Source organism: Spiroplasma endosymbiont of Glossina fuscipes fuscipes, from assembly GCF_049669535.1.
GTDB lineage: Bacteria > Bacillota_I > Bacilli_A > Mycoplasmatales > Mycoplasmataceae > Spiroplasma.
Map to the genome: position 1 here is coordinate 938,420 of NZ_CP187162.1, position 19,978 is coordinate 958,397.

The 19,978-nt window shown below is 29.5% G+C and carries 27 protein-coding genes and 2 pseudogenes; 1 reads left to right on the forward strand and 28 read right to left on the reverse strand.

The genetic code is table 4. The features are described 5' to 3' along the window. Nucleotides 1-98: 98 nt before the first annotated feature. From mgtA to ACOBWH_RS05590, 5 genes and pseudogenes are all read right to left on the reverse strand, one after another. Nucleotides 99-2,420, reverse strand: a pseudogene (mgtA, locus tag ACOBWH_RS05570) (magnesium-translocating P-type ATPase); the annotation flags it as partial. A gap of 18 nt (nucleotides 2,421-2,438) precedes the next feature. Further along, the gene (locus ACOBWH_RS05575) at nucleotides 2,439-2,801 is read right to left on the reverse strand and encodes a hypothetical protein (RefSeq protein WP_424525918.1); all 363 of its coding nucleotides are present in this window, start codon (nucleotides 2,799-2,801) and stop codon (nucleotides 2,439-2,441) included. 106 nt (nucleotides 2,802-2,907) lie between these two features. After that, nucleotides 2,908-4,863 carry an ABC transporter ATP-binding protein gene (locus tag ACOBWH_RS05580; RefSeq protein ID WP_424525920.1) on the reverse strand — a complete coding sequence of 652 codons (1,956 nt, stop codon included), beginning with the start codon at nucleotides 4,861-4,863 and terminating at the stop codon, nucleotides 2,908-2,910. Nucleotides 4,864-4,970: 107 nt separating this feature from the next. Continuing rightward, nucleotides 4,971-5,450 (reverse strand): MarR family winged helix-turn-helix transcriptional regulator, encoded by a 480-nt coding sequence (locus ACOBWH_RS05585; protein ID WP_424525922.1) that lies wholly within the window; start codon nucleotides 5,448-5,450, stop codon nucleotides 4,971-4,973. 127 nt (nucleotides 5,451-5,577) lie between these two features. Next, entirely contained in the window at nucleotides 5,578-6,909 is a 1,332-nt protein-coding gene (locus ACOBWH_RS05590) for a hemolysin family protein (protein WP_424525924.1), read from the reverse strand. Nucleotides 6,910-7,093: 184 nt separating this feature from the next. Between ACOBWH_RS05590 and ACOBWH_RS05595 the strand changes: the two genes are divergently transcribed. Beyond that, a complete protein-coding gene (locus ACOBWH_RS05595) occupies nucleotides 7,094-7,738 on the forward strand; it encodes a hypothetical protein (RefSeq protein ID WP_424525926.1) in 645 nt (214 codons plus the stop codon). Between the two features lie 49 nt (nucleotides 7,739-7,787). Here ACOBWH_RS05595 and ACOBWH_RS05600 read toward each other — a convergent pair whose 3' ends face one another. From ACOBWH_RS05600 to ACOBWH_RS05710, 23 genes and pseudogenes are all read right to left on the reverse strand, one after another. Further along, complete coding sequence (locus ACOBWH_RS05600; RefSeq protein ID WP_424525928.1) at nucleotides 7,788-8,189, reverse strand: hypothetical protein; 402 nt, start codon at nucleotides 8,187-8,189, stop codon at nucleotides 7,788-7,790. Between the two features lie 39 nt (nucleotides 8,190-8,228). Beyond that, nucleotides 8,229-8,489 (reverse strand): hypothetical protein, encoded by a 261-nt coding sequence (locus tag ACOBWH_RS05605; protein ID WP_424525930.1) that lies wholly within the window; start codon nucleotides 8,487-8,489, stop codon nucleotides 8,229-8,231. A gap of 108 nt (nucleotides 8,490-8,597) precedes the next feature. Then, nucleotides 8,598-8,720: a hypothetical protein gene (locus ACOBWH_RS05610; protein WP_257784772.1), complete on the reverse strand. Its 123-nt coding sequence runs from the start codon at nucleotides 8,718-8,720 to the stop codon at nucleotides 8,598-8,600. An 82-nt stretch (nucleotides 8,721-8,802) separates the two neighbouring features. After that, a complete protein-coding gene (locus ACOBWH_RS05615) occupies nucleotides 8,803-9,021 on the reverse strand; it encodes a hypothetical protein (RefSeq protein WP_424527421.1) in 219 nt (72 codons plus the stop codon). After that, complete coding sequence (locus tag ACOBWH_RS05620) at nucleotides 8,964-9,311, reverse strand: DeoR family transcriptional regulator (RefSeq protein ID WP_424525932.1); 348 nt, start codon at nucleotides 9,309-9,311, stop codon at nucleotides 8,964-8,966. Before ACOBWH_RS05620 ends, ACOBWH_RS05615 begins: the two co-directional genes overlap by 58 nt. A 59-nt stretch (nucleotides 9,312-9,370) precedes the next feature. Continuing rightward, nucleotides 9,371-11,152 (reverse strand): excinuclease ABC subunit UvrC, encoded by a 1,782-nt coding sequence (gene uvrC / locus ACOBWH_RS05625; protein WP_424525934.1) that lies wholly within the window; start codon nucleotides 11,150-11,152, stop codon nucleotides 9,371-9,373. A gap of 192 nt (nucleotides 11,153-11,344) precedes the next feature. After that, entirely contained in the window at nucleotides 11,345-11,704 is a 360-nt protein-coding gene (gene rplT, locus ACOBWH_RS05630) for a 50S ribosomal protein L20 (RefSeq protein WP_070406890.1), read from the reverse strand. Between the two features lie 26 nt (nucleotides 11,705-11,730). Beyond that, nucleotides 11,731-11,925 carry a 50S ribosomal protein L35 gene (rpmI, locus tag ACOBWH_RS05635; protein ID WP_424525936.1) on the reverse strand — a complete coding sequence of 65 codons (195 nt, stop codon included), beginning with the start codon at nucleotides 11,923-11,925 and terminating at the stop codon, nucleotides 11,731-11,733. A gap of 42 nt (nucleotides 11,926-11,967) precedes the next feature. Beyond that, complete coding sequence (infC, locus tag ACOBWH_RS05640) at nucleotides 11,968-12,498, reverse strand: translation initiation factor IF-3 (RefSeq protein ID WP_070406892.1); 531 nt, start codon at nucleotides 12,496-12,498, stop codon at nucleotides 11,968-11,970. Nucleotides 12,499-12,760: 262 nt separating this feature from the next. Next, the gene (locus ACOBWH_RS05645; RefSeq protein ID WP_424525938.1) at nucleotides 12,761-12,976 is read right to left on the reverse strand and encodes a hypothetical protein; all 216 of its coding nucleotides are present in this window, start codon (nucleotides 12,974-12,976) and stop codon (nucleotides 12,761-12,763) included. 12 nt (nucleotides 12,977-12,988) lie between these two features. After that, nucleotides 12,989-13,678: a hypothetical protein gene (locus ACOBWH_RS05650; protein WP_424525940.1), complete on the reverse strand. Its 690-nt coding sequence runs from the start codon at nucleotides 13,676-13,678 to the stop codon at nucleotides 12,989-12,991. Nucleotides 13,679-13,736: 58 nt separating this feature from the next. Continuing rightward, nucleotides 13,737-14,264, reverse strand: a complete 528-nt coding sequence (locus tag ACOBWH_RS05655; RefSeq protein ID WP_424525942.1) for a hypothetical protein — start codon at nucleotides 14,262-14,264, stop codon at nucleotides 13,737-13,739. 520 nt (nucleotides 14,265-14,784) lie between these two features. Next, on the reverse strand, nucleotides 14,785-15,261 hold the full coding sequence (locus tag ACOBWH_RS05660) for an orotate phosphoribosyltransferase (RefSeq protein WP_424527423.1): 477 nt from the start codon (nucleotides 15,259-15,261) through the stop codon (nucleotides 14,785-14,787). Next, entirely contained in the window at nucleotides 15,262-15,393 is a 132-nt protein-coding gene (locus tag ACOBWH_RS05665; protein WP_424525944.1) for a hypothetical protein, read from the reverse strand. 1 nt (nucleotide 15,394) lies between these two features. Beyond that, nucleotides 15,395-15,811, reverse strand: a complete 417-nt coding sequence (locus ACOBWH_RS05670) for an orotidine 5'-phosphate decarboxylase / HUMPS family protein (RefSeq protein WP_424525946.1) — start codon at nucleotides 15,809-15,811, stop codon at nucleotides 15,395-15,397. After that, nucleotides 15,795-16,091 (reverse strand): orotidine 5'-phosphate decarboxylase / HUMPS family protein, encoded by a 297-nt coding sequence (locus ACOBWH_RS05675; protein ID WP_424525948.1) that lies wholly within the window; start codon nucleotides 16,089-16,091, stop codon nucleotides 15,795-15,797. Before ACOBWH_RS05675 ends, ACOBWH_RS05670 begins: the two co-directional genes overlap by 17 nt. Then, nucleotides 16,084-17,010, reverse strand: coding sequence for a dihydroorotate dehydrogenase (locus ACOBWH_RS05680; RefSeq protein ID WP_424525950.1), 927 nt, complete (start codon nucleotides 17,008-17,010; stop codon nucleotides 16,084-16,086). The genes ACOBWH_RS05675 and ACOBWH_RS05680 overlap by 8 nt, the downstream gene beginning before the upstream one ends. Nucleotides 17,011-17,012: 2 nt before the next feature. Beyond that, on the reverse strand, nucleotides 17,013-17,435 hold the full coding sequence (locus ACOBWH_RS05685; RefSeq protein WP_424525952.1) for a hypothetical protein: 423 nt from the start codon (nucleotides 17,433-17,435) through the stop codon (nucleotides 17,013-17,015). 96 nt (nucleotides 17,436-17,531) lie between these two features. Then, complete coding sequence (locus ACOBWH_RS05690) at nucleotides 17,532-17,798, reverse strand: hypothetical protein (RefSeq protein ID WP_424525954.1); 267 nt, start codon at nucleotides 17,796-17,798, stop codon at nucleotides 17,532-17,534. A gap of 3 nt (nucleotides 17,799-17,801) precedes the next feature. Continuing rightward, nucleotides 17,802-17,945 (reverse strand): hypothetical protein, encoded by a 144-nt coding sequence (locus ACOBWH_RS05695; RefSeq protein ID WP_424525956.1) that lies wholly within the window; start codon nucleotides 17,943-17,945, stop codon nucleotides 17,802-17,804. Between the two features lie 120 nt (nucleotides 17,946-18,065). Continuing rightward, nucleotides 18,066-19,082, reverse strand: coding sequence for an amidohydrolase family protein (locus ACOBWH_RS05700; RefSeq protein WP_424525958.1), 1,017 nt, complete (start codon nucleotides 19,080-19,082; stop codon nucleotides 18,066-18,068). Continuing rightward, nucleotides 19,072-19,542, reverse strand: a complete 471-nt coding sequence (locus ACOBWH_RS05705; RefSeq protein WP_424527425.1) for a hypothetical protein — start codon at nucleotides 19,540-19,542, stop codon at nucleotides 19,072-19,074. Before ACOBWH_RS05705 ends, ACOBWH_RS05700 begins: the two co-directional genes overlap by 11 nt. A gap of 42 nt (nucleotides 19,543-19,584) precedes the next feature. After that, nucleotides 19,585-19,952, reverse strand: a pseudogene (locus ACOBWH_RS05710) (aspartate carbamoyltransferase); the annotation flags it as partial. Between the last annotated feature and the right edge of the window lie 26 nt (nucleotides 19,953-19,978).

Below are 19,978 nucleotides of genomic sequence, written 5' to 3' on the forward strand. Positions count from 1 at the left end.
TCATCACTTTATTCTTGTTTTACAAATGGATACCACATAAAAAACACCTCTTTTTCTAGTTATTTTTAACCAAAAAAGTGGTGTTTTCCTGTTTAAAATTATAATCAACAATAATAAACTTTACGATAGCCCGCTTTTAAAACAACACTTAAGAGTCCAAACAAGAGAACTCCACCCCCTAAAAAGGCATATCATATTGGTGGTGGCGGTGATAATTGTAATCACATGTGCACATGAGGAATGTATGGTAAAGCAAAAACAACCATTAAAATAAATAAAATTGGTAAGACTAACTGCAATGGTGGGCGGTCTTTTCAAAATGCTAATTTATCAGTACGCATAAAGAAAATCATTAGCATTTGTAATAAAGCTCCTTCAGTAAACATTGTTGTTTGAAACTGCGAAATTAATTGGGCATTATTCCCTTGGTTTGGATCAACACTTCATATTAGAGCTACTGATGTTAAGATAATTCCCATCACAATAAAGTTTAAAACACTCATTAAGGTAACTGACGGACCATTTCACAAGGTAAAAGATAAAATTCCTTTTGTATCTCAACTTCGTGGTTTTTTAATATATTCAGCATTGACATTATCAAAAACAACAGCAACTTGTGAAAAATCAAACAATAAATTTTGAAATAAAATCTGAATTGGTTCCATTGGTGCAAATGATAATCATGCTGACGCAATTAATAGACTTAACATTAATCCAAAATTAGCAGCAACTGTTACTTTTAAATATTTAATAATATTAGCAAAAATGCTACGACCTTCAATAATTCCTTGTTCTAATACTAATAATGACTTTTCTAATAAAATGATATCTGATGCTTCTTTGGCAATATCAGTGGCATTATTAACAGAAATTGCAACATCACTTTTCCGTAATGCCAAAGCATCATTAATACCATCACCCATATATCCAACTTTATGATTATTACTTTGTAACGCTTCAATAATCCGTGCTTTTTGTAATGGCGTTAATTTTGCAAAAATATCATAGTTTTCAACAGCAATTATCAATTGGTCACGCGTCATATTTTCAACTTCTTCACCAACTAAAACACCGCGTGATTTTAAATTAATTTTATCACAAACAGCTAATGTGGTTTGTGATGCATCCCCTGTTAAAATTTTCATTGTAACACCATATTTATTAATTAATTTTAAGGTTCCTTGCACATCTTTTTTAATAACATCAGTAAATGATAAAAAACCAAGAAAAATTAAGTTATTTTCATCTTCCAAACTTATCTGATTCTTGTTAATTGGTTTATAAGCCACAGCAATTAAACGAACCCCTTGTTGATTTAATAGTAACAAGTTTTCAATAATTTTTAATTTTGCTGTTTTATCAAGTGGCAAAATTTTTTGATTAACTTCATATTGGCGGCAAAGATCTAACATTTCTTCGGCGGCACCTTTCGTAACAATTATTTGTTCTGCTTTTGATGCTGTTGCTAATAAAACCGAAACACGACGACGGATAAAATCAAATGGCAATTCATCCAACAACTGATAATTTGATGCTAATTCCTTGGTATAATTAACTTTTCGATACCCAATAATAGCTTCATCAATTTGATTTTTCATTCCTAATTGGAAATAACTATTTAAATAACCATACGATAAAACCTTTAGATCATTGATTTTGTTAATATTATAATAATTTTGTAATTCAATTTTATCTTCAGTTAAAGTTCCCGTCTTATCGGTACATAAAACATCAATTGCACCTAAATTTTGAACAGCATCAAGCTGTTTAATAACAACTTTTTCTTTTGCTAAATTTTTATTTCCCCGTGTTAAATTTGCCGCAACAATCACTGGTAATGATTCAGGGGTTAACCCGACCGCAACTGAAAAAGCTAAAATTAAAGCTTCTAATCATTGCCCTGTTCGAATTCCATTTAAGACTAAAACAATTGGTACCATAATTAAAATAATTAATTTAGTAATTTTCTTAATTCCAAAGTTAAAACTATTTTCTGATTCAACATTTTCTAATTGGGCATTAAGCATTCCTAAATAAGTATTAGCACCTGTCTTTAGCACAACTGCAATTGCGCTTCCAGCAACAATGTTGATACCCATGAAACATAAATTTGATAAATCAAAAATTTGTTGTGAACCAGCATTAGCAATAATTGTTTTATAAATTGGTTCTCCCTCACCATTTAACACAGCTTGGTTAACGGATAAATTTTTAGTATAAATAATTCGCACATCACTAGGAACAATATCTCCCGTTGAAAGATAAATTAAATCACCTGGAATCAATGCTTTTGATTCAACTTTTTGCGCCTTTGCAACTAAACTTGGTAACATTGTTTCATTTACTGTTGTTAAGTTTAATTCCCCTTCTCGAATTACCATTGAAGTTTTTTTCACTAACTGCTGTAGTTCTTTTGTTGTACGAAAAGCTTTATAATCTTAAGCTAAAGAAATTGTTGCACTTAAAGTCATCATAATTGCAATAATAATAGCACTAGCTAATGCTAAACTATCATTCATATTTTTTACAAAAAAAGTACCTAATTGAAATCCAAAAATAAAAATTAATAATAAATTAAAAGGATTGACAAGGGTCAAAACAATATTTTTTAACCATTTAAATTGTTGTGGTTTAATTTCCGTTGGATTAATATTTCGATGATATTCATTAACTTCATTATTATAATATCCAATTTTTTGTGCGGGAAGGTCTGCCATTATTGTTGGTAAATTATTTTGTGCCAAAGTTTTATATTCAATAAAGATTTTCATTTCATCAAATTGCTGTCTTGCTTTTTTCATCTAGCATAGCCCCCATTTGTCCTCTTAATCATATCATATTTTTAAAAAACCTTTTTAATAATATTTGAACAGGATTCTTATCCTGTTCAAATATTATTTATTAATTTTATGTCATTAAACCAGCTTCATATAATCGTTTGAAACGGCCTTCAACTTTTTTTAATTCATCAAAGGTTCCACTTTGAACAACTCCGCTCCCTTTTTCTAATACTAAAATTTGATCAACATTCTTAATTGTACTCAAACGATGGGCAATAATAATTGTTGTTCGCCCAGCCATTAGTTTATCTAATTCACCTTGAATTTCTTTTTCAACAATATTATCTAACGCACTTGTTGCTTCATCTAAGATTAAAATTTCTGGATTACGTAAGAACATGCGGGCAATTACTAACCGTTGTTTTTGTCCACCAGACAAAATAAATCCCCGTTCTCCTAAGACTGTTGCAAATCCTTCTGGTAGTTCAGTAATAAAATCATATAATTCCGCTTTTTTTGCTGCGGATTCACATTCAGCATCAGTGGCAGCAAAAGTTCCATAGCGAATATTATCATAAAATGTTCCATAAAGAATTTGTGGTTCTTGTTCAACATAACCGACATGATCTAAATATGATTTTAAATTAATTGTTTTTAAATTTTGATTATTATTAACATAAATTTCCCCTTTTGATGGGTCATAATAACGTAATAATAATTTTGAAATTGTTGATTTTCCAACCCCAGTTTCACCAACAAAAGCATAACTTTTTCCTTGTTTAAAATGAAAACTAAAGTTTTCTAAAATATATGGTTCATCTTCACCTTCAACATCATATTTAAACCAAACTTTATCAAAGACAATATCACCATTAATGTCTGTTAATGGTGCTGTTGTTGGATTAATATTAATCTTCGGAACTTGGTCAAAGATTTCTGCCACCCGTGTTGCTGAAGTTGAAGCTGTCGCTAAATTAGCTAATAAACGAACCACTTGAATAATTGGAAAAATTAACGAATTAATACTCATTGTAATTGATAACATTACCGTTGGATCTAATCGATTATCATTAACAAAAACAATTCCAACAATTAAGGCAATCGTATTCATACTAGTTAATGTTGTTACAACAAAAGCAATAATAAGTGATTGAACCTTAATCGCACGCATACTTACTTTATAATATTCTTTATGAATATCATTAAAACGATCTTTTTCATATTCATTAGTTCCTGTTGCTTTAATTAAACGAATGGCATTAATCCGATCATTAACATCACCATTCACATCAGAAACAACTTTTCGTTGTTTATACATTAAACGACGAATAAAGGTAAAACCAAACGAAGTTAATAATAAAATCCCAAACGAAACACCTAAAATAATTCCTGCTAACTCAGCAACCGTTGCTGTTCCATCCATATAAACAAGGTTTCCATTAGCATCAACAACTGGGACAATACCATTTGGACCATCTTGATATTGTAATACCCGGTTATCCAAAGTAAACATAATTGCAATACTTCCAATAAAAGTAAAGAAGGCATTTAAAAAGTTTTGTGGTACTTGAAACGCTTGATCACCTAAAATTTGGGTATCAGAAATCAACTTTGTCAAAATATCTCCCATTTTTTTATCATGATAATAATTCATATCTAAATCAACTAATTTATTTAGAACCTTAATTCGAATATCAATTTCAATTTTTCGAGAAATTGAACCCCCAACTAAACTTTGCAAATACAAGAAAAAGCCAGAAACAATAAATGTTGCTGCAAACCCAATTGCTCAATATAATAATGTTCCCCATGGCATTGAAGGATCATTAATGCTTGATCGTGCTAACATTCCACTTGTTAATTGTGTCATAACAATATTTGTTAACTTTGGTAACGCCACTGTAATCCCACAGGTGATAATAACAAAAATAATTAAACATAATCACCGTAATCAAAATTGTTTATAATAAATTGATAATAATTTAAAAAACCCCATTGGATTTGTTTTTTTCTTGTTCCCCTTAACCAATTCTTGTTTCCCTTGAATATTGGATAAATTTGTATTATCACTATTTTTACTCATAATTTACTCCTTTTGTTTAATGATTGTTAAACACTTAACAAAATTATTATACGAATTTTAAAAAAAAATTACAAGATATTTTTACAAATTTGTTAAATATTTAACATTTATTTACTAAATGGTTTTATTTCATTTTTAAAAAACGTTACAATTTTTTCTAAATCAGCTAATAACTTTTCATAATTTAGTTCAGATAATGTTTGCTCAATTTTTTGATCTAATTCATCAACCAGCATAAAAACAATTGGTTTTAATGTGAACCACTTTTCTGTTGGTGCTAAATAAATTACTTTCTTATTATTTTCTGGATGCACTTTAATAACATAACCCTTATGCACTAATTTTTTTGAAATAATACTAATATTAGCACGTGATTGATTAACAACTTGTGCTAATTCATTCATCGTATAGTTTGGAAATCGTTCAATTAAAATTAATAATCAAATATTTGAGATTTGAAAATCATCAAAACCATGTTTTTGTAACTCATTTTCAATTTGTTGTGAAAAAGCTTTATTAATATAACCAAGGTACCGAAACAACCTTCCCCGACACAATTCTCCTTCTAAGCCTATTTTGTTTGACATAAGTTTCTTCTCCTTATCATTTTTGTCCTAAATTTGTTCCTTTTTATTATCTTAACATAGATTAAAATAATGTTAAACATTTAACAAATATTAAAAAATGTTCTGTGCTATTAATAGCACAGAACATTTAATTTTCTAAATCATGAATTGGATTATTGTTGGTTAAAATTTCAATTTCAAAAACAATATTTTTTGCTGTTAATTTTCCTTTTTTCTCATCATTTACCCGAAAAGCATAATTATTATAAACAAATTCTTTAATATCGTTCTTTGGTTTTGTTAAATCATACCCCGTTTGCTGAGTAAATCATTGGTATAGTGTTTGTCCAACGCTTGCTGGTGGCGCTGCTAAATGCAAGTATTTTTGAAAAACCTTCTTAACTGCGGTACTCCCATGAATTCAAAACATATGATGACCAATTTCTTTTACTTGCCCAGTTTCATCATCTTCATCATATATTTCGCCAACAAGTTCTTCTAAAATATCTTCCATTGTAACAACGCCAAGAAAATCATTACTATCATCATTAGTACTGACAATTGCCATATGTAACTGTTCTTGTTGAAATAATTCTAAAGCATCGTCTAATTTTAAATAACGGGAGAAAAAGATTGGTTCTGAAACTAACTCTTTAATTTCAACTTCTTGATGATCAATTACAGCAATAAAAACATCTTTAATGTTTAAGATTCCAATTACTTTTTCTGTGTCTGGAGTTAAAACTGGCATTCTTGTAAAACGTTCTTCTTTATAGAAACGTTGTAGTTCTCGTCATGTTGTATTACTATAAATTGCTTTAACTTTTTCTTTTGGTCGCATAATTGAACCAATCGTCTTTTCATCAAAGGTAATTGCTGATTCAATTAACTCCTTTTCATTTTTTTCTAAAACCCCTTCTGATTCAATTGTTGAAATTAACTCTAATAATTCATTCTCTGTTGTTGAAACACCATCTTTTTGTTTTCGTAAGATTAACACCCATGTAAATGGATAAAATAAAATTTTTCAAATTCATAAAATGTAAGCTGAAAAAATCGAAAACTTTTCAGGAAAGGTTTTCGCAATTGTTTTTGGTACTAATTCACCAAAAATTAATACCGTAAAACCAATCACAATCGTAGAAACTCAAGTTGCTGTTTCGGTATTGCTAATTAAGGTTGCAAAAAACAGGGTTCCAATCGTTGCTAAAGCAGTATTAATTAATGTGTTTGCAATTAAGATGGTTGCTAAAGTTCGATCATAATCTTTCACTAATTTATAAACGCGTTTTGCTTTACGAATATTTTTATTCGTGGTTTTGTTCTTGCGTTTGCTAACCTTATTTTTCGCCATTTGTTTCAAGCGAATTACATTAATTGAAGTAATCGCTGTTTCTGATGCAGAAAAGAAACTGGAAAAAATTAACAAAATAATCATTATTGGTAACAATACAGCAAGAGCGGTAGCCGTATCCATCATCAGTTTTACACCCCTTTTATAACTTGTTCTGTTATTTTATACATTATATATATTATATCCTTTTCCTTTAATTTTCTACCAGTAATCCAACAAAATATTTAATATTTTCTGTTAAAATCAAAAAAAAAATGTATAGTTATAAATAGACAACATTAATTATAAGTAATTCTTAGGAGGAATAAAAATGAGAAAACTGCTAAGCACAATGGCAGCCCTAACAATTGTATCAACCACAGCAACGACTGTAATTGCTTGTTCTGATAAAAATATGGCATATTACACCCAATTCATGGATGAAGTCAATAACAAGGAAAATTTTATTTTTATGGTATCAGCACAAAATTGTAGTCACTGTGAAAATACCAATGACACGACAATCGCTGATTTATATACTAATGGGCACGGGAATCAAAAATTTAATGATTATTTAGCAGGAAAATATGGTGCCCAATATGCCTTAAATAGTTACCCCGTTAGCGCTGAAGAACAAGCAAAAATTAAAAAAACACGTTTAATTGTTACTAGTGATATCAAAGATTTTAACGGTATTTGGCAACAAAAATGAGCAAAAAAAAATGCGAACTGAATCGTAACGCAAGAACGTAATGCCCATAAAATTAATGGTGAAATTGATAAAAGTATTACCGCTGAATCATTAGGATTAAACGGAACACCAACTTATGTTTATGTTAAAAATGGTAATTATGTCGGTTTTGAAACTGGTGAAATTGGTAATTTAGAAACTGGAGCAAATCCTAACCTATGAATGCAACGTTTTATCAAACACATGGTTTTAGAAGATTGAGATACTGATCATAATAAAAAATAATAAAAAATACTCAGATTAATAGTCTGGGTATTTTTTTAATTAAGCATTGTTAATATTGCATTAAAGATAATAAATAAATAATAATGATTGGCGCTCTTGTTGTCAAATTTGTCTCTAAAATCGGTGAGTTCTCTTTTAAGATAAATTTAATATTATCACAAGGTAATGGTTTATCACTATGTTTTAAAACATTAAATAAATAAGTTTGGTTAGTATCAACAATGATCCAAATAACAAGATCATCTTTTGTTAGTTTCTCTAAAAACCTTTTTGCAATAAAATCATGGGTCGTCATACTTGTATCAAACCCAAGTCCTAATAATTGATGATAAAAATTAATTAATAAGTCTAAATCTGTGTGCTCACCAATTAAATAAATTTTATTAGTTGTTTTTAGCATTGTTTTTAATTCTAGAATTGATGCTAAATTTTCATTTAATAGTTTTGTCATCATAACAGTGTGATTTGCCACTAAATCCTTAATTGTGTTTTATTGATTAAGTTTTTTAAAATTATCTAATTCATAACGAAAGAAAATATAAAATTCTTTTCAACCAGTAAAACCTAGCATTTTACAAAACTTTATTACCGATAAGACACTTGTATATGATGTTTCTGCAACGTCATTAATAATAAAAGTTTCGTTTGGTAATTTAGCAAAATTTAAAATAGTTTGTGCAATGATACCATTAACAGTATCATCATTACGATTAATAATTTCTTCTAACTTCTCAAGAATATTAGTTCTCAATTGCATGTTCCCCACCTGATCATTCCATGTTTTAATTCCTCAACTTTCAATTGTGATTATAATAAACTTGGAATGAAAAAAATTTGAGAGTTTATGAAAAATATTTTCCTAGTCGACGCCGTCTGTTCGATCCTTTACAACTGCTTCAATTTTTGCTAGAACGGTGAATAATTCTTCAAATTCAAACTTTTCAATTTGGTTACATACATGTTGGACATTATTTAATTCCATTTTAACCTCCTTTCAAGCACAAAATTACCAGTTGTAACGCCTTTTTCATTGCAAAGAAAAAACTTTGCCCGAAGGCAAAGTTCTAAATAATACTAACATTTAAATTATATTGTTTAGCAACTTCTGGTTTATCTGTTACTAAATATGAAACATCTTTTGTTTCATAAAACTTAAAAAATCCCACCTTATCAAATTTAGTACTATCTGCTAACAGAATTTTTGTTTGTACTCGTGCTAATGCTGCTAATTCAACCTGGGCTTCTTCTTCATTACTTTTATAAACTGCCCCTGTTTCATCAATTGTATTTGCTGAGAAATTAAAATCTTTTTGGCAACAATAATCATTTTTTTATCAAAATTAATACTACTTGCACGATCAATACTACACGACTTATTATGAACCCCTAAAAAGTTAATTCCACCATAAGACATTGTGATGATACCTTCATTTTCAAGTTCTTTTAAATCACGACGGGCTGTTGTGGCAGAAATATTAAATTTTGAAACATATTCAAGAACATGATTCATTTCGTGGAAAGGTTTTTGGCAGAGATATTCCAATAATAAGTCTTTTCGTTGAACTCTATGCATAATATTCTTTACTCCTTTTTACTATTTAACTTTGTCCATTTTAATTATAACAAAAAATATTATTTATCAAAATTTTCCAAAAACTTTCGTAGATTTTCGGCAAGTTTTCAACTACGTAAAACTTGATGTAATTCATCAGGATTTGCTTTTTGCATTGCCCCAATACTATCAAAATGAAGATTTAAAGCTTTAATTCGTTGTGATCCCAATCCTGGAACTGTCTCTAAAATGCTTGTTGTTAATGCTTTTGTTTGTCGACGACGAAAACTACTAATTGCAAAATGATGAACATCATCTTGGATTTTTGTTAAAAATAAAAATAAGCGACTACTTTTATTAAGGTAAACCTTTTCTTTTGTTAAATTAAGAAGATGATCAGTTTTATGTTGATCATTTTTAACTAATCCAATAACAGGAATTGTTAAATTTAATTTTGTTAATTCATTTAAACAAGCATTAACCTGTTGAATTCCCCCATCCATGATAATTAAATTTGGTAATGGCTGGTCAGTTTCAATAGCTTTTTGATAACGTCGTGCAACAACCGCAGCAATCCGATGAGCATCATCTTGTTCAATAATAACAAGATTATATTTGCGATAATCATTCCGTGATGGGCGACCATTTTTATAAACAATCACCCCACCAGTGACAAATTCATCATTAATATTTGCAATATCAATCATTTCAATTAAATAGGGTAATTCATTTAAATGTAAAAGATTTTGTAATTCTTGTAAAACTTCAACATTATTTAGTTGGCGCTGAGCTGTTGATTGTGATTGCAGGTAAGACTCATAACTGTTGTCGGTTGCTAGCCGCATAATTGTTTTTTCCGCTCGGGTTTGGGAATGAAAAACACGATTATCAAATAATAAATTTAATTCTGGTAAAGCAATTGCTTCATTAACAATAATCTTAGTCGGCAAAATATTTTTCTGATAAATATTTTGCAAATACAACCGATATAACTCTTGATAATCATCTTCAACTGTTACTTGATAATATTCATAATCCTTATAACTTAGTTTTCCAGCACGATAAAACAAAGTTGTTAACACTAAATTATGATCAGTTTGATATAAACTAATTACATCTAAATTTTCATTTTGATTTAACATTTCAACTGTTTGTGACGATAAAGTTCAATCTAAATTACGAATTAATAATTTTAACTTTTGAGCCTCTTCAAATTGCAAATTATTTGCTGCTTGTAACATTCGTTTTTCTAAAAGTTCTTTTGTTTCATTAAAATTTCCTTTAAAAAAAGCATAAACTTTTTTAATCATTGCTGCATAGTATTCTTTTGGAACTGGCTTAAAACAAGCACCAGAGCATTGGTTAATATGATAATATAAACACGGTTTACCAAGATTTCCTTTACAACGTCGTAATGGATATAATCGTTCTAAAACTTTAATAATTTCACGAGCATGGCTTCCTTCGGGAAACGGGCCATAATAACGGGCATATTTTTTATGAATATTACGAACATATAAATATTGGGGATCTTCTTCTTTAGTAATAACAATATATGGATAATGCTTATCATCATTTAATAAAATATTATATTTTGGTTTATATTGTTTTATTAAATTATGTTCTAAAATTAAAGCTTCTTTTTCTGTTTTTGTAATAATTGTTTCTAGTCGCGTAATTTCTTGGACCAAACGAGTTGTTTTATAATTATAAACTTTATTAAAGTACGAACTAACCCGACTTCGTAAATTTTTTGCTTTTCCAACATATAACACTTGGTTATAATTATTAAAAAATAAATAACATCCTGGTTTTGATGGTAAAATTTCAACTTGTTCTTTTAATGATAACTTTGTTGCCATTTCTTGTTTTTCCCCTTAGATTATATTAATATTTTATGCTTAATTGCCTTAATTAGCAACTAAGATTAAATTTCGTTCGAATATTATTTAGGTACCTCCTAAACCGCTTAACAGGCGGTTTAGGAGGTACCTAATTTGATATTCGGTCTAAATTCTAAAAATAAAAAAACTACTTTTAATAAAATAGTTTTGTTAATTTTTTAACGCTTTTTTTGATTCATCCACTAACATTTTAAATTCACTTGGATTATGAATTGCTAATTCTGATAACATCTTACGATTCACTTCAATATTAGCTTTATTTAATCCATTCATAAATTGCGAATATGACATATCATGTTCACGCACAGCGGCATTAATTCTTTGAATTCATAATGAGCGAAAATCTCTTTTACGTTGTTTCCGATCACGAAAAGCATATGCCAATGATTTCATTACTTGTTCTTTTGCTTTTTTGTAATGGGTTGATTTTGTTCCAAAATATCCTTTTGCTTGTTTAATAATTTTTTTACGACGTTTTCTTGTTGTTGGTCCGCCTTTAACTCTTGCCATGTTTCAATACTCCCTTCTTGTCTAAATTAATCTTGTAGTAATTGTTTTAGTCTACTTTGATCTGTATAATCCATTACTCCCGCTTTACGTAGGTGGCGTTTTTGCTTTGTTGATTTATTTTGAGCTAAGTGTGAAGTATAAGCATGAGCAATTTTTCATTTTCCCGTTCCAGTCACTTTTACTCGTTTTGTTAACGATTTTTTTGTTTTCATTTTTGGCATAATTTTCCCTCCTTCTTTTATCTTAATAGTTAATTTAATTAATTATTTTTTCGGTACGACATACATATCTAAAAACAAACCATTTAATTGGGGTTCTTTTTCCACTTTTGCTAAATCTTCAATATAACTAAAGAATTTATCTAATGTTTCTTTCCCAAATTCAGGGCGAGCAACTTCACGACCACGAAACTTTAATGAAATTTTAACACGATTACCATCCATTAAAAATTCACGAACTTTTTTTGCTTTAAATTCTAAATCATGATCGCCAATTCCAGTACGTAACCGCATTTCTTTATTTTCAGTTACATGTTGATTTTTCTTGTTTTCTTTTTCTTTCTTTTTTTGTTCATATTTATATTTTCCATAATCAACTAGCTTTGCTACTGGTGGATTTGAAACCGCTGATACTAGTAATAAATCAAAGCCTCTTTCTTCCGCAAAACGAATTGCTTCATTACGTCCTAATGGTCCAATTCTGCTACCATCATCCATAATAATTAAAACTTCTCGTGCTCTAATATCATAATTCACTTGATCAATATTTTTATTGTTTTTAGTAGGTTGATTCATCCAATCCCTCCATTGTAATTAATTAAAAAAACGCTCAAAAGTAGCGCTTTAATTAACAAGAATTATATCTTAAACAATTAATTATTAATCGTTATAAATCTAATTTAATCTTGTAAAACCTATTAACCACACTAAAGGGCATAGGTGAGCATTAGCTACTTTAACATTTTCCAAGGATTATTATATGTTTTTTTTATAATTTAGTCAAGATAATTATTATTTTTGTTGTAAAAGTATCTAAATTTACTTATTTTTTACTCAATTAAATTACTATTTTTAAAACATCTGACACATCATAACAGCCATACAAAAAACCATCCCCAGCAAACATCAATTCAGATAGCCCTCTTTTCAACTTAACTAAAAGTAGTAAGTCTTGTTCTTTTATTCTATGATTCTTCAAATCCACCCGATAAACTCCCCTATTACTATCTTTGTTAACAACAGCATAAAAACCATTCCAAGCAGCAACAGACACTATATTCCTTATTTACCCACTAAAGATAAACTGTGTACCTTTTCTAGCATTATGCAAATATATCGGGTAAATAATACTGTCATCATCCAAAATAAATAGATAGTACAAGATATCGTTCACCAAAAATAGCTCTTTGCTTCTCATTGTTCCTCCTATAACATTTACTCACAAAGACCTATAACCATTCCTCAAATCCACCTGATAAATAACACTCCCTCCATCAACCTCACCAAGAACATACAAAAAACCATCCCCAGCAAAAAGCAATTTTTTCAAATCATTAAACATTTTAAATTCTTTATGATTTTGTAAAGTAACCTTAATTAAATTAGTATACCCCATAATTAATTTGCTTGTTGCTTGTGCTGTAATAACAATCCAAATATTGACACTACCTTTAGTCAAATTAACCTGTTGATATGAGCCCTTATTTTCATCACCATAAATATGATAATAATAATCAACATTTAATTGTGCTTTATTACTAATTGTTTTAACTACTTGTTCAATAACGGAATTATAAACATTATGAATATCATCTATTGATACTCTCTCAGGATTTGGGACAGACAATAATTCTGGTCCAACCAGAGTTTTAATTTCAACAATACTTGATTTTTTTTCACCTAACATTGGTAATGTTACTGCTAAATAATTAGTGTTATTAATTAAAAACTTACTATTAGGCCTTGCTTTAATCATTACTCAAATTTTAACTGCACTTGTTACTAAATTAACCGGTGAAAAAACAGCACCCTTATTATCTGATTAAACTATCTTTAATCTCGTTTTCTTCAACTTTGTAAATATTTTTTACATTAATCATCTCAGGACTTTTAATTCTTGTAATTGCGCCTAAATCATAAAGAACTACTTGTGTTCTTTGATGCAAATATAAATATAATTGTCATCCCCCAATACCAACAGCAACAAAAAACAGTAATAAAACAACACCTAATATTACAAAAATTTTTATTAGTTTTTTATTGCGGTGATCCAACATTACAAATGTTTTTCTTAATCCTTGTACAATTTGATGTTGATTGTCTTTTAAATTTTCAATTGTAGAAGTTAATTGTTCTTCACTGGAGGCATGACTATTATCAACAATTAATCTGTTTGGTTGTTGGACAATATCTCGGGAAGGTGCATCCCGATAAACATTAACTGTGTTATATTGAAGTTGTGTTTCTAAAATATATAATGGTAAAATAATTTGTCCTTGTTTTAGTAATTCCTTTGCTTCTGAAGATAAATATCGAATATTATTTTGCAGAAAAAAAACCATATAATTCTCTATTATGTTTAATCAAAGCAAACGGAATCATATTTTGATAAGTAGTTACTTCATCATTAACAATAATTTGATAGAATTGCATTGTTTTAATAAGCTCAGGTTTTTTCTTTAATCGATAACATAATCTTTTGAAAGTTAGTCTTACACTTATCACATAATTTATTATAGTTAAAAGTAATTTTAGAATCCATATGAACTGCTCCTCAATATTCTAATTTTAGAGCCTTTTAAATTATAGTTATTTAAGTAAATAATGTGTTCATAATTAGTTTAATTTTACTATAAGTAAAAGAGTAAATCAAGGATACTTTTTTCCTCGTTATTAAATATACTAATATGTACCTTATTAATTTTGCCATAATAAAGCCTTTTTTATCCTTAAGGATTTATTTTAAAATTGTACTTTTTGATAAAACAAAAAAGGATTTTAATTACATATTTTTAAAAAAATTATAATTAAATTACAAAAGGATTTGTTTTTTAAATAAAAACGAATTTAAATCTGATTTTATTATTGATTTAATTGTTCATGAAACTGTTTTAACATTATTTGTTGGTCACTTGTTAAAATATCAGTATTAGCTACTAAAGCATCAAAAGTGGTTAAAGTATATAATGGAATTTGTAATTCGTTAAAAGCTGTTATAGCAATTTTTAATTGATAATTAAAAATTGCTATAACAGCTACAACTTCCAATCCCGCTTGTTGTAACGTCTTGACAACTTCAATCACAGAGCCACCGGTAGAAATTAAATCTTCAATCACAATCACGCGTTGTCCTGATTGATAAACTCCCTCAATTTGATTTTGTTTACCATGCTCTTTTTTACTACCTCGAACATATTCAAATGGTAATTGTAATAAATGTCCTAATAAGGCAGCATGCGGAATCCCGGCCGTTGCTGTCCCAAAAATATTTTCAATTTTAATTCCTGCTAATTTGGAATGAACAATATGGGCAAATTCTTGAATAATTGCTCACCGTAATTATGGATATCCCATAATTAAACGATTATCAATATAAACTGGTGATTTAATGCCTGATGCTCATGTATATAATTTAATTGTATCAATATTAATTGCTTTAATATTAACTAATTCAGTAATAATTTTTTTCATTTTATCCTTCTGCTCCTTCTGTAAAAATTGCTAAAATTTCTTGATAAACTGCAAATGGGTCAGACGCCATTCTAATTGCACGACCAACTACTAAATAATCTACCCCTAATCTCTTTGCTGCTAATGGTGTTGCAATCCGTTTTTGATTAGTTTGATTTAATGTTAATTGAATACTAGAAGTTACTGTTTTTAAATTCGGAAAGTATTGTTTAATCAAGGTTACTTCTGATGGAGCACAAATAACACCATAAAAATGATTATCAACAGCCATTCTAGCTAAATTTTTAACCAACTTATTTGTTGTCAATGTTGAAGATAAAAACATTTCTTGTATATCCACGTTATCTAAACTAGTTAAAACTGTTACTCCCAATAATTTAATATTCGTATCTTGTACAATGTTATACGCTAATTCCAAGGTTTTTTTGCCCACTTGTTAAATGAATTGTCACAAAATCAACTTGGTATTGTTTTAAAGCAGTTAACGCCTTTTCAACTGTCACAGGAATATCATTCAATTTTAAATCTAAAAAAATCGTATGCCCTTGTTCTTTTAAATCAGAAATAATTTCAAAACCAACCGCATAAATTAATTCCATTCCGATCTTCAGTGCTAATGGTTGTTGCGGAAATTTTGCTAAAAAACCTTCTAATTGTTCCCGTGAATTAAAATCACATGCAATAAAAACCTTATTCATTTTTTTCCTCCTTTTGATGAGCAATTCCAATAATTTCACTAATATTATTTAGTTGATGGTGCTGACAATATTCTAATAATCCCGTTTTAATCTCTCTTACTAAATTAGGATTTGTAAACAAACTAGTTCCAACCGCAACCACCCTAGCTCCAGCCATTAAAAATTCTAAGACATCATTTGTTGAACTAACACCACCCATCCCAATAATTGGAATATTAACAACACTAGCAACTTCATAAACCATCCGAACAGCAATTGGTTTAATACAAGGACCACTCAATCCACCAATAATATTCCCTAAGGTTGGTTTTTTGGTTTTAAGATCAATTTGCATTGCTGGAATTGTATTAATTAAGCTAATTGCATCAGCGTGCTCTTCTTGACAAATCAGAGCAAACTGCTTAATATCAGTCACCGATGGTGATAATTTAACAATCAATTTCTTTTTTGTTAAGACACGTCGTACCCGCTTGACAATTTCTCGCGTAATAACTGGATCGGTTCCAAATAAAATTCCCCCTTCTTTTACATTTGAACAAGAAATATTTAATTCAACAAAAGTAATGGTAGAAATATTGTTAATTGCTTTTGCCAAAGTTTCATATTCTTCAATTGTTTTTCCATTTAAATTAACAACAATTGGAATTTGAAAAGCTTGAAAAGTTGGAACAATTTTTGCCTGAAATTCCTTTAACCCCGGATTTTCTAAACCAATGGAATTAATAATTCCCCCCGTCACTTCTGCCAACTGTGGCGACGCATTCCCTGATCGCGGTTCTAAGGTAATCCCCTTTGTTGTTAACATTCCTAATTCATTAACAGCAAAGAAATCTTGATAACATTCACCATAACCAAAGGTTCCACTGGCAGTTGTTAACGGGGCATTTAAGGTATATCCTAAAAACTCTGTTTTTAACATCTTTATCTTTCTCCTTCTTGCTTCTCATATTCAACAATAATAATTGGCCCATCCGTGCAAATTTTCTTATTAATCCCATCAATTGTTTTTGAACAACCCATACAAGCTCCAACACCACAAGCCATATGACTTTCATAAGAGATTTGTGTTGCAATTTGCTTTTGTTTTGCAATTTGATTAATTTTTGTTAAAACAACATCTGGCCCACACGCAACAATCATTTCTGGTTGGTGTTCTTGTAAATACTGTTCTAATGCTATAACAATGTTTTGCTGGCATCCAATTGACCTATCATCTGTGTTTAATAAAAAGGAAATATTATCTTGAAATAAAGATAAAACATTTAAGGCATTTTTAGTTCGTCCCCCAAAAATTGCTGTATACTTAATACCTTTTTTAATTAAATCATCAATTAACGCTTTCATTGGCGCAATACCAATTCCTCCCGCAATAATTAACAAATTATTGCTTTGCTCTGGAATTTGAAACCCCTGTCCATGGGGACCCTGAATTTGAACTGTTTAACCAACCGTTCATTTATTTGCCATATACCAGGTTCCCAACCCCTTGTATTGATAATAAACAGCAATGGTTTCTGCTTTAACATTAATATCAAAGAAACTAAATGGTCGCTTTAAAAAGAACTGCCGTGATGGTTCGATTAACATAAATTGGCCTGGCTGGGCAATTCTACTAAGTTGTGGAGCTTTAAAAGTTGCTAGTCATAAATCAGGTCCCAACTGCTCATTGGCTAATAATGTTGTTGTTTCAATTATTTGTTTTCCCATAAATTATGCTCCTTCCTCATTTAAATGATGAATTATCCCATTATGAATATTCATAATTGGTCAACTGGTTAAAGCCGTCCCCAAAAAGGGCGTATTTGTTGCTTTTGATTTTAATAATTTGCTAGTCACCGTTTGGGTTAATGCCAAATCAATTACTGTAAAGTTAGCTTGATTATTAACCTTTAATTGGACATCATGATGTTGAATTAACTTTTGGGGATTAACTGTTAAAGCATTAATAATTGTTGCTAATGGTACTTTTTGCGGTTAAACTAATTTTGTGTATAACAACGGAAAAGTTAATTGTAAACCAATAATCCCCATTGCACTAGTTACAAACAATTCTTTTTCTTTTGCTTGGTGCGGAGCATGGTCTGTTGCAATCACATCAATTGTGCCATCATTTAAAGCGGCAATTAAACTTAATTGATCACTTTTTAGATTTAAAGGTGGATTCATAAGATAATTACCATCATTTATTAAGATATCATCTGTTGATAACGTTAAATGATGTGGTGTTACTTCACAAGTTAAAAATGGATTAATTACTTTACTCTTGCGAACTAAAGCGACACTTTTTGCGGTTGAAAGATGACATAAATGATATCGTAACTGCAACTGATTAACAATTGCTAAATCACGCCTTAATGGTCCGGTCTCATAATTTTCATCAACTCCAGTTAAATTAAATCTTGCAGCCGCCGCTTGATTTAAAACGGTTGTTGATGCTGATAATTCCTGACAGTTATCAACATGTAACGAAACTAATTTATTATTAGTTTGTCCATATTTTAAAGCTGTTAGTAGTAAAACTTGATTAGCCAGATAAATACCATCATCACTAAAACCAATAACATCTTCACCGAAACTAGCAAAATCAACTGCTTTCTGCCCCGCTAAATTATTAGTAATAGCGCTAAAGAATTGGATATTAATTTGCAATTTTTTTGCTTTCATTAATAATGGTGCTAAAACGGTTGGATGATCAATAACAGGACTTGTATTGGCCATTACACAAACTGTTTGATAACCACCATATAATCCGCTTAAGGCACCACTTACTAAATCTTCCTTCTCTGTTTGACCAGACTCACGAAAATGTGCATGTAAATCAATAAAACTTGGCACAATAATACAAGTTGATGATAATTTAATTTCTGTTCCTAGCACTGCTGATCCAATTTGAATAATGGCATTATCTTGGATGGTAATATTTGTTTGTTGAAAACCAGTTGGTAAATAAACCTTAGCATTAGTAAAAGTATAAATCATTTTAGTTCGCACTTAAAATATTATTCAACAAGGCCATTCGCACAAAAACTCCATTTGCCATCTGATCAAATATTTTTGCCTGTTTACATTCAACAACATCATCATCAATTTCAATCCCACGGTTAAATGGCGCTGGATGCATAATAATTGCAGTTAGTTTCATTATTGTAACTAAAACTGGCGTTAATTTATAATTATGTAAATAATCTAAATGGTATTGTTCATTATTAGCAAAACGTTCAAATTGATAACGCAATAACATTACAGCATCCATTTTTGGTAAATTCTCTTTAAAATCAACACTAACAACCCCTGGCATTTGCAATTCATTAATTCCTGTCGTATAAACATTCATTCCTAACTTTTGCATAATCTGAATATTAGTTTTTGCAACACGAGAATACTTAATATCACCAACAATAATAATATTTAACCCAGCAAAATTACCAAATTGTTCTTTAATTGTTAACAAATCTAATAAGCTTTGTGTTGGATGATTTCCCGAGCCATCCCCGCCATTTAAAATTGGAATCTTAATTTTATCAATTAAAGCATCATAATAATTATTTTCTGGGTGGCGGATTACTAAGGCATCAACCCCTAATGCTTCAAAAGTTCTGATGGTATCATATAATGTTTCACCTTTTTTGTAGCACTAAATTGCTCATTAAAATTTAAGGTTTTGCACCCTAATTTATGAGCAGCAACATCAAACGAATAATGTGTTCGCGTTGAAGGTTCAAAAAATAAGTTTGCCACAATTTTTCTTTGCTGATAATCTACTTTTTTAATATTATTTTTAAATTGCAAAGCTTCCATTAAAACAGCATTAACTTCTTGCTCATTTCAATCATCTAAATTAAAAAGACTTTTACTTTTCATTCTAATACTCTCACTTTCTGTTACCT